Origin of the sequence: uncultured Dubosiella sp. (assembly GCF_964018005.1) — a bacterium.
Lineage (GTDB): Bacteria > Bacillota_I > Bacilli_A > Erysipelotrichales > Erysipelotrichaceae > Dubosiella > Dubosiella muris.
Genome location: NZ_CAXHOA010000012.1, coordinates 92220 through 100756, shown reverse-complemented (window position 1 = coordinate 100756; position 8537 = coordinate 92220). Strand labels below are relative to the sequence as shown.

Sequence of the window (8537 nt, the reverse complement as noted above, 5' to 3'; positions counted from 1 at the left end):
ATCCGGACCAAAGAAAGGAAGATGCACAAAAAAACGGAAGGATCATAAATTTTCCTTCCGTTCAATGGATTCCGTAACAAACTTCTTGTAAGAACCCCTTCCTGTTAAGTGGTCTTTTCTTTTTTCATTTTATTCTACGACAATCGTTCCGCCTTCCGGTCGGATCTTCAAAACGTGGCACGAACCTTCGCCAAACACCTTTTCCATTTTTTCCTTATAGGCTTGGACATCGTCGGTGTTCACAAACGCCTGGATCGTTCCCGCGAAGCCGCCGCCATGCACGCGGCTCACGCCCTTGCCTTCCAGCGCCTCCTCGCTGATCGCCAGCGCAAGCGACACCGCCTGGTTGGCCGGATCGCTGGCCGCGAACACGTTTTGCAAGTATTTAAAGCTCGAATTGCCCGAAGCGAGAATGCCTCGCTCGAAGCCTTCCTTGTCCTCTTTCTCCAGCGCCTGGACGATTTCACGAACCCGCTCGTTTTCGTGGAAGAAGTGTAGCGCGCGCAACACAGCCCGGTCGCCTGCCTGCTCGCGCACCGCCGGAATCTGCTCGTAAAACGCGTCCACGTCCACATCCCGTAGCACGTCTTTGCCAAAGAAATTGGCCACCGCTTTCATTTCGGCTGGCACCGCTGCGTATTCGTGCGTCAAATCCGCGTGGCTTCCTTTCGTGTCCACGATGCACAAGTTCAAGCCAAAATCGTCGAAATTCAAATCCACCGCCTGGACGACGGGCGCTTTCGGATCCATAAAGTCGATCGTAATCAAGCCGCCGACCGCGCACGCGCACTGATCCATCAAGCCGCATGGCTTGCCAAAATACTTGTTTTCCGCGTACTGGGCGATTTTCGCGATTTCAACCATCGGTACCTTTCCCTCGTTGTACAAGTACGAAAGAATCGTTCCTACCAATACCTCGAACGAAGCGGAGGACGAAAGACCCGCGCCGACAATGACTTCGCTTGTCATGTACGCTTCAAATCCGCCAACGTTCCAGTTCGCGTTTTTAAACCCTTGCACGACGCCCCTAATCAAAGAAGCCGAGCTTTCCTCCACCGTTTCCAGTTCCGTTTGATTCACGTCGACCGGCGCGATATCAAAATCATCCGAAACGACTTTGATCACGTTCTGTTCCGTCTTCGCCACGATGCCGATCGTATCCAAATTGATCGAAGCGGCCAGCACCCGTCCGTGCTGGTGGTCCGTATGGTTGCCTGCCACCTCGCTGCGGCCGGCCGCCGAAAAAATCTGAACCGGCTGATCGCCATACAGCCGCTCAAACGTTTTCAAGGCGTTCACATAGCGGTTTCGCTCGGCATCCAGCCGGCTTGCGTCGCCATACAGCGTCATGAGCCGGTCGTCGTACTGGTTGTTCTCAAATGCGTCGATTAAGTTTTTTACTGTTTTCATCGTTTTCTCACTGTGAATGACGTCCACTCGTCATACTTCTCTCCTTTTCTTAAAATGGTCAGGGATTGTGGATCCTGGTTGATATCGTTGGGACGATATTGGGTTTCAATGCAAATCGCGCTCTGCGCTTTCATCGGCACGCCATGCTTGCCAGGGCGGCCGTCCAAATAATTCGCGGTATAAATTTGCGCTTGCGGATAGCTTGTGTTGACGACAAGCTCCAGTCCGCTTTTCGAACTCGCCAGCACCACGGGATCGGTTTTCGTCCGGAACACATACGGATGGTCGATCCCTTTTCCTAGGCGAATGGCCTCGTCATCGGAATCGAGCGCCTGCTTGATGGGCTTCTCCTGACGAAAATCCATCGCGTCGCTCATCGCGAACGTGTCGGCGACAACGAGTCCATCCGCGTCCACCGGAATAAACCGGTCGGCCTCGATTTTCAATGTGTGCTCCTTGATCGAAGGCGATCCATCCAAATTGAAATAGCTGTGATTGCTCAAATTCACGATCGTATCCGCGTCGCTTTGCGCCTCGTAACGAATCGAAAGCGTGTCACCTTCCAAGGTGTACGTGATGGCCACTTCGAGCGTGGCCGGATAGCCCTGGTCGCCATCGGGTGATACGAGGGTGAACCGCACGCACTGGTCGTTGACGATTTCCCAGTCAAAGATTCGATGCGAAAATCCGCTCGTGCCGCCATGCAGCGAATTGGGACCATTGTTCACGGGAAGGGTGTACTCGCTTCCGTTCAGCGTGAATCGTCCGCGTTCGATCCGGTTGGCTACCCGGCCCAGACACGCGCCCAAATAGCCGTCTTGCGTCTGGTATTCCTCCATTGTTTCATAGCCAAGCACGAGATCCTCCAACATGCCGTGGCGGTCGATCACAAGCCATGAAAGCAGCGTCGCCCCGTAGTTGGTCACGTAAATTTGATTCGTGTCGTTTTTCAACAGGAAAAAAACGATTCCGTCTTTCCTTGTATCCTGATATTCCATAGCGTTCTCTCTTTCCTTATGAATATAGTACCATTAATTTTCCTGCACGAACTCGATAAATTGCAGCATGCCCGCCTGTCCGTCCGCATCCATTTTAAAGACGCCCGCGTTTTCAAGCACTTGCACGAATTTATGCCCCACTTCCTGACGAAGCGCCTCATGCACGTCGTCTTTCCATGGTTTGGTGAGCAGCTCGCGCACCCATGGCTTGTGGTGTTCGATTCCTCGCGCGTTTTCCAGCGTCGTTTCCTTGCGTAGTACGCGTTCGATTTCCGCAAGCTCGTCTTTGAGGCGCCCGGGCAAAATCGCCAATCCCATCACTTCGATCAATCCAATGTTTTCCTTTTTGATATGGTGGTGTTCCGGGTGCGGATGGAAAATGCCATCCGGGTATTGGGCGCTTGTGCGGTTGTTGCGCAGCACCAAATCGACTTCATAGCGGCCGTTTCGAAAACGGACGATGGGCGTGATGGCGTTGTGCCGCTCCGAACCGGTATATGGAACGATGTCGCGCGCCAAGTCTTCGTATCGCTTCCACGCTTCCAGCACGTGGACCGAAGCGTTCACGAGCTTGTCCGGATCCGTGTCATGCAGGCGGATCGTCGACAGCGGCCAGACGAGCAGCTCGCCCTGGCAGCCGTCAATCGTGACGTTCGCGAAGCTTTTGGCGTCCTCGATCGGGAAATGCGCCCGGCCACCCTGGTAGTGGTCGTGGGAAAGAATCGAGCCGCCCACGATTGGAATGTCGGTGTTGCTTCCGGCCATGTAATGCGGAAACCGGCGCACGAACGCGAAAAGGTTTTCAAACGTTTCCCGGTCGATTTTCATAGGCACGTGTTGCTCGTTGAACACGATACAATGCTCGTTGTAGTACACGTAGGGCGAATACTGCAAATCGTAGCGGCCGTTTTTCAAATCGAGCGGAATGACGCGGTGATTTTGCCGGGCCGGATGACTGGCGTTGCCAGCGAACCCGACATTTTCCTTGCACAACAAGCATTTGGGATAGTTGGTCGACGCCACTTGCTTCGCTTTCGCGATTTCTTTCGGGTCTTTTTCCGGTTTCGATAAATTGATGGTGATGCGCATCGGCGCGTAGCGGCTTGGCGTCGTGAACTCGATGTTTTTTTGGATCCGGTCCATGCGGATGTAATTCGTGTTCACCGACAGCGCGTAATACCAGTCGGTCGCCTTTTGCGCGTCTTCCTGCTCGTACGCTTCGAATGTGCGAACGACTTCGTGCGGACGCGGCGTCAAAATGTCCATGATGCGCGTGTCGAACAAATCCTTCTCTGTCGTCGTGTTTTCTATTTTTCCTTGTTCGATGGCTTTCGCCAGCATCGTTTCCAAAACGGGAACGAGCGCGACGCACTCCCCGTTTCCTTTCTCGTATTCAAATTCGGTCAAGCCGAACAAGTCGAGAAGCCGGTTGGCGACATAGGCAATGTCGTCTTCGTGAATCAATTCGTTTTGCAGCCCATACTGGATGAGCTGGTTTATGGCCGTATTCATGCAAGCGCCTCCTTTTTTCTCTTTCATTATAGCCCCAGGGAAAAATAACGCAATATATTTTAGTAAATTATTTGATATTTTTTACTAAAAAGATTGACTTCGTTTTTCTTCCGCCGTACGATAGGGATGAAAGAGAGGAACAAACTATGGCGATTTTAGTCGTTGGCGGAGCCGGCTACATTGGCTCCCATACTGTGTACGCCCTTGTCGAACGTGGCGAGGACGTCGTGATCGTGGACAACCTGCAAACTGGATTTCCACAGCTCATTCATCCAAACGCCCGTTTTTACGAAGGCGACTTGCGGGACAAGGCGTTTTTGGAAAGCGTCTTCGAAAAGGAGCCGATCGAGGGTGTGATTCATTTCGCGGCCAACTCGCTTGTTGGCGTCAGCATGAAAGAGCCGCTCGAATATTTTGACAACAACGTGTACGGCACGCTCGTGCTGCTGGAAACGATGAAAAAATTCAACGTCAAGCATATCGTGTTTTCTTCGACGGCGGCGACGTATGGCGAACCGAAGCGGATCCCGATCGAGGAATCGGACGCGACCGAACCGACCAATCCATATGGCGAAACCAAACTGACGATGGAAAAGATGATGAAATGGTGCGATCAGGCATATGGGATGAAGTATGTGGCGCTGCGCTACTTTAACGCGTGCGGGGCGCATCCGAATGGAAAGATCGGCGAGCTGCACGATCCGGAAACGCATCTCATTCCGTTGATTTTGCAAGTGCCGCTCAACAAGCGGCCACACATTTGCGTGTTTGGAAACGACTACCCGACCAAGGACGGAACGTGCATTCGCGACTACATTCACGTGTGCGATTTGGCGGACGCGCACATCCGGGCGCTCGAATATTTGAAGGCGCATAACCAAAGCGAAACGATCAATTTAGGCAATGGCGAAGGATACTCGGTGCTGGAAATCATTGAGGCAGCAAAAAAAGCGACCGGACAGCCGATTGAGGTCAAAATAGAGCCTAGACGGCCGGGCGATCCGGCTAAACTGGTCGCCAATACCCAAAAAGCAAGAGACGTGCTTGGCTGGACGCCGCGTTACACGGACGTGGAGGAAATCATTCGAACGGCCTGGAATTTCTATACCCGCCAAGTTTGATGCGTCTTTTGGTTTCGAATGTTTTCCTCTATAATAAAGACATGGCTACTTTAAAAGATGTGGCGGCCCTCGCCCACGTTTCCGCCTCGACGATTTCGCGGTTTCTCAACCAGGATCCCACTTTGTCGATTCCCGAGGAAACGAAGCGGTGCATTTTGGAGGCCGTCCGAAAAACCGGATACGAAAAACGACAAAAAAAAGAAAAGCAGACGCTGAAAATCGGCTTGCTGCACTGGTACACGCTCGACCAGGAAATGAGCGACCCGTATTATTTGCAAGTGCGCGGCGGCGTGGAAAGCTATCTGGCTTCCAACAAGGTGGAAATCGTCCGCATTTTTAAAAACGACTTGCATCGTTGGGCACGGCTTGAAGGAATCGACGGGCTGATTTGTCTTGGAAAATTTTCGAAACGGGAAATGGAAACGTTGACTAGCACGTATATCCATGTCGTCTTTCTCGATATGGAAACGGCGCCGATTCAATACAACACGATTTCCCTCGATTTCAAAACCGCGATGAAAGATGTCGTCGCGTATTTGCATGGCTTGGGGCATGAGCGCATCGGCTTTTTGGGAGGATACGAGATTTTGGAAGACCAGAGCGTGTATCCCGACCCGCGGGTCGGCTCGTTTTTAAGCGAGGCGAAGTCCCGGAACATCACGTACAATCCGTATTTCCTGATCGACCGCTACACGATGGAGTCGGGATACGCCATGATGCGGCAGCTTTTGGAGCAGGAAAACACGCCGAGCGCGGTCGTGGCTTGCTCGGATCCGATCGCGATTGGCGCGATGCGGGCCATCAAGGAAAAAGGATACCGGATACCGGAAGATATCTCGATTGTCAGCTTTGACGATATCGAGGATGCGAAGTATTGCGATCCACCGCTGACGACGGTGCACGCGCCTGCTTTGGAGCTTGGAAAATATGGCGCGATGCTGCTGTTGAACCTCATCGAGAAACGGGTCGACTTGCCGTTTCAAATGCTGCTTCCATGCACTTTGGTCGTTCGGGAATCGGCCGCGTAAATCAACAGGATCCCGGCTTCGGGATCTTGTTTTCTTCAAGAAAATAGAAAGGATTGAAACGATGCCTATCGTATTTCATGAAACGTCCAACACGTTTCACCTCCAAAACAAAACATTGAGCTATGTGCTGAAAGTGCTGCCGCATGGCGGTATCGGCCTTTTATATTGCGGCAAGGCGATTCGCGACCGCGCGCAGTTCGACCATTTGTTTGAAACGGCGTACCGCGGGATGGCGGTTTGCGTGTTCGAGGGTGACAAAACGTATTGTCTGGACCATATCAAGCAGGAATTTCCGGTTCCGCTTGCGGGGGACATGCGGGTCGCGTCGATTGATTTGAAGCAAAACAACGGCAGCCGGGTCGTCGATTTTCGCTATGCGGGGCATGAGATTTTTCCCGGCAAGCCAAAACTGGACGGCTTGCCGGCCACGTATGTCGAAGACGACGCCGAGGCGACGACGCTTTGGATCCACTTGCACGACGAGCGGCTAGGCGTCACGGCGACGTTGCAGTATACCTTGTATGCTGACCGTCCGGTGCTGACTCGAAGCGTGCGCATTCGCAACGAGGGCGACGAAGTCGTTTTGGACGGGTTGTCTTCGCTCAATTTGGATTTGCCGGACGCCGACTACGATTTGATCGAACTGACGGGCGCCTGGGCGCGGGAGCGTTCCATCCATGTGGAGCGTTTGCGGCCCGGCTTGCAGTCGGTTTACTCCTTGCGCGGACACTCTTCAAGCGGATTCAATCCGTTTCTTGGGTTAAAGCGGCCGGAAACGACTGAAGCGCAAGGCGAGGCGTGGGGTTTCTCGCTCGTGTATTCGGGGAACTTTCTCGCCCAGGTCGACGTGGACGCCTACCATACGGCGCGGGTCAATATCGGGATGCATCCATTCACGTTTTCGTGGCCGCTGCGAAAAAACGAGAGCTTTCAAAGCCCGGAGGCGGTCATGGTGTATTCCGACCAGGGAACCAATGGCATGAGCCAGGCGTTTCATTCGCTGTTTCGCGACCGGCTGGCGCGTGGCGTGTGGCGCGACAAGCCAAGACCGATTTTGTTGAACAACTGGGAAGGCACATACTTTGATTTTCGCGAACGGGATCTTGTCGAGATGGCGCGCGAAGCCAAAGATTTGGGTGTGGAGCTGTTCGTGCTCGACGATGGCTGGTTTGAAGGAAGAAACACCGACTGGACGTCTTTGGGCGACTGGCGGCCCGACAGGAACAAGCTGCCGAACGGTATCGCGGGCTTGTCGAACACAATCCACGATTTGGGTTTGAAGTTTGGTTTGTGGTTCGAACCGGAAATGGTGAACAAGCGCTCCAGACTGTACGAGGCGCATCCGGACTGGGTACTGCAAACGCCCAATCGCCACGTATCGCATGGACGCAACCAGTTCGTGCTTGACTTTTCCAACCCGGACGTCGTCGATTTCGTATTTGAAATGATGAAGGACATTCTCGATCACGCGAACATCGACTATATCAAGTGGGATATGAACCGGTCCATGTCGGAGGTGTATTCGACCGCCCATGGCGCTTTGGAGCAAGGCACGATTTACCATCGGTATATTTTGGGCGTTTACGCGTTGTATGAAAGGCTGATCGAGCGCTATCCGAACATCTTGTTCGAGTCGTGCGCCTCGGGTGGCGCCCGCTTTGATCCGGGCATGCTGTATTACGCCCCGCAGGCATGGACGAGCGACGACACGGACGCCATCGAACGGCTGAAGATCCAGTACGGCACGAGCATGCTGTATCCAATCAGCTCGATGGGCTCGCACGTGTCGGCGATTCCGAACCACCAGCTCAACCGCAGCACGCCGTTGGCGACGCGGGCCAACGTCGCGTACTTTGGCACGTTTGGCTACGAGCTCGATCCAAGAAAAATGGACGAGGCGGAAAAAGCACAAATTCGAAAACAAATCGCGTTTATGAAACAGTACCGATCCCTCATTCAGTTTGGCACGTTTTACCGGCTGCTGTCGCCGTTTGACGGCAACGAGACGGCGTGGATGGTCGTGTCCAACGATCAGAAGACGGCAATCGTCGGCTATTACCGGACGTTGCAGGAAGTCAACGAGCGTTACCGGCGTGTGCGGCTGCAAGGACTCAATCCGAATGCGTTGTATCAAATCGAAGGCTGCGACTACGACGCGTATGGCGACGAGCTCATGTATGCGGGATTGATTACGACGGACGCCTCGGCAGGCGAACACAACTTGAAAGCGGGCGAAGGCGACTACTTGTCGCGATTGTATATTTTACACCAGAAATAATAAAAAAATCGGAGCAAACTCTTCAGCTCCGATTTTTCGCGTGATCGTTCTATCGGGTTTGTTTTGGGGACAGCGCTTCGAGTTCTGCCACGGAGCAGTCGAACACGTTGGCGATCGTGGCTTTGTCGATGCCGGCTGCCAGCAGCTTTTTCATTCGTTTGATGTTTTGGCGTTGCGTTTTCTTCTCGTC

General features: G+C 53.2%; 6 protein-coding genes. 3 read left to right on the top strand and 3 right to left on the bottom strand.

The features are described 5' to 3' along the window. Positions 1-129: 129 nt before the first annotated feature. Genes ABNS49_RS09430 through ABNS49_RS09420 form a run of 3 tightly spaced genes read right to left on the bottom strand, consistent with a single transcriptional unit; the run spans position 130 to position 3920 of the window. Positions 130-1410 (bottom strand): galactokinase family protein, encoded by a 1281-nt coding sequence (locus tag ABNS49_RS09430; RefSeq protein WP_135981365.1) that lies wholly within the window; start codon positions 1408-1410, stop codon positions 130-132. Further along, positions 1407-2408, bottom strand: a complete 1002-nt coding sequence (locus ABNS49_RS09425; protein ID WP_135981364.1) for an aldose epimerase family protein — start codon at positions 2406-2408, stop codon at positions 1407-1409. The genes ABNS49_RS09430 and ABNS49_RS09425 overlap by 4 nt, the downstream gene beginning before the upstream one ends. Before the next feature lie 33 nt (positions 2409-2441). Then, entirely contained in the window at positions 2442-3920 is a 1479-nt protein-coding gene (locus ABNS49_RS09420; protein WP_348688178.1) for a UDP-glucose--hexose-1-phosphate uridylyltransferase, read from the bottom strand. A 146-nt stretch (positions 3921-4066) separates the two neighbouring features. On the opposite strand from ABNS49_RS09420, the gene galE reads away from it, so the two are divergent. From galE to ABNS49_RS09405, 3 genes are all read left to right on the top strand, one after another. Further along, entirely contained in the window at positions 4067-5041 is a 975-nt protein-coding gene (gene galE / locus ABNS49_RS09415) for a UDP-glucose 4-epimerase GalE (RefSeq protein WP_288343214.1), read from the top strand. 41 nt (positions 5042-5082) lie between these two features. Further along, entirely contained in the window at positions 5083-6069 is a 987-nt protein-coding gene (locus ABNS49_RS09410; protein WP_168353670.1) for a LacI family DNA-binding transcriptional regulator, read from the top strand. A gap of 61 nt (positions 6070-6130) precedes the next feature. Further along, a complete protein-coding gene (locus tag ABNS49_RS09405) occupies positions 6131-8347 on the top strand; it encodes an alpha-galactosidase (protein ID WP_348688177.1) in 2217 nt (738 codons plus the stop codon). The last annotated feature ends 190 nt before the right edge of the window (positions 8348-8537 follow it).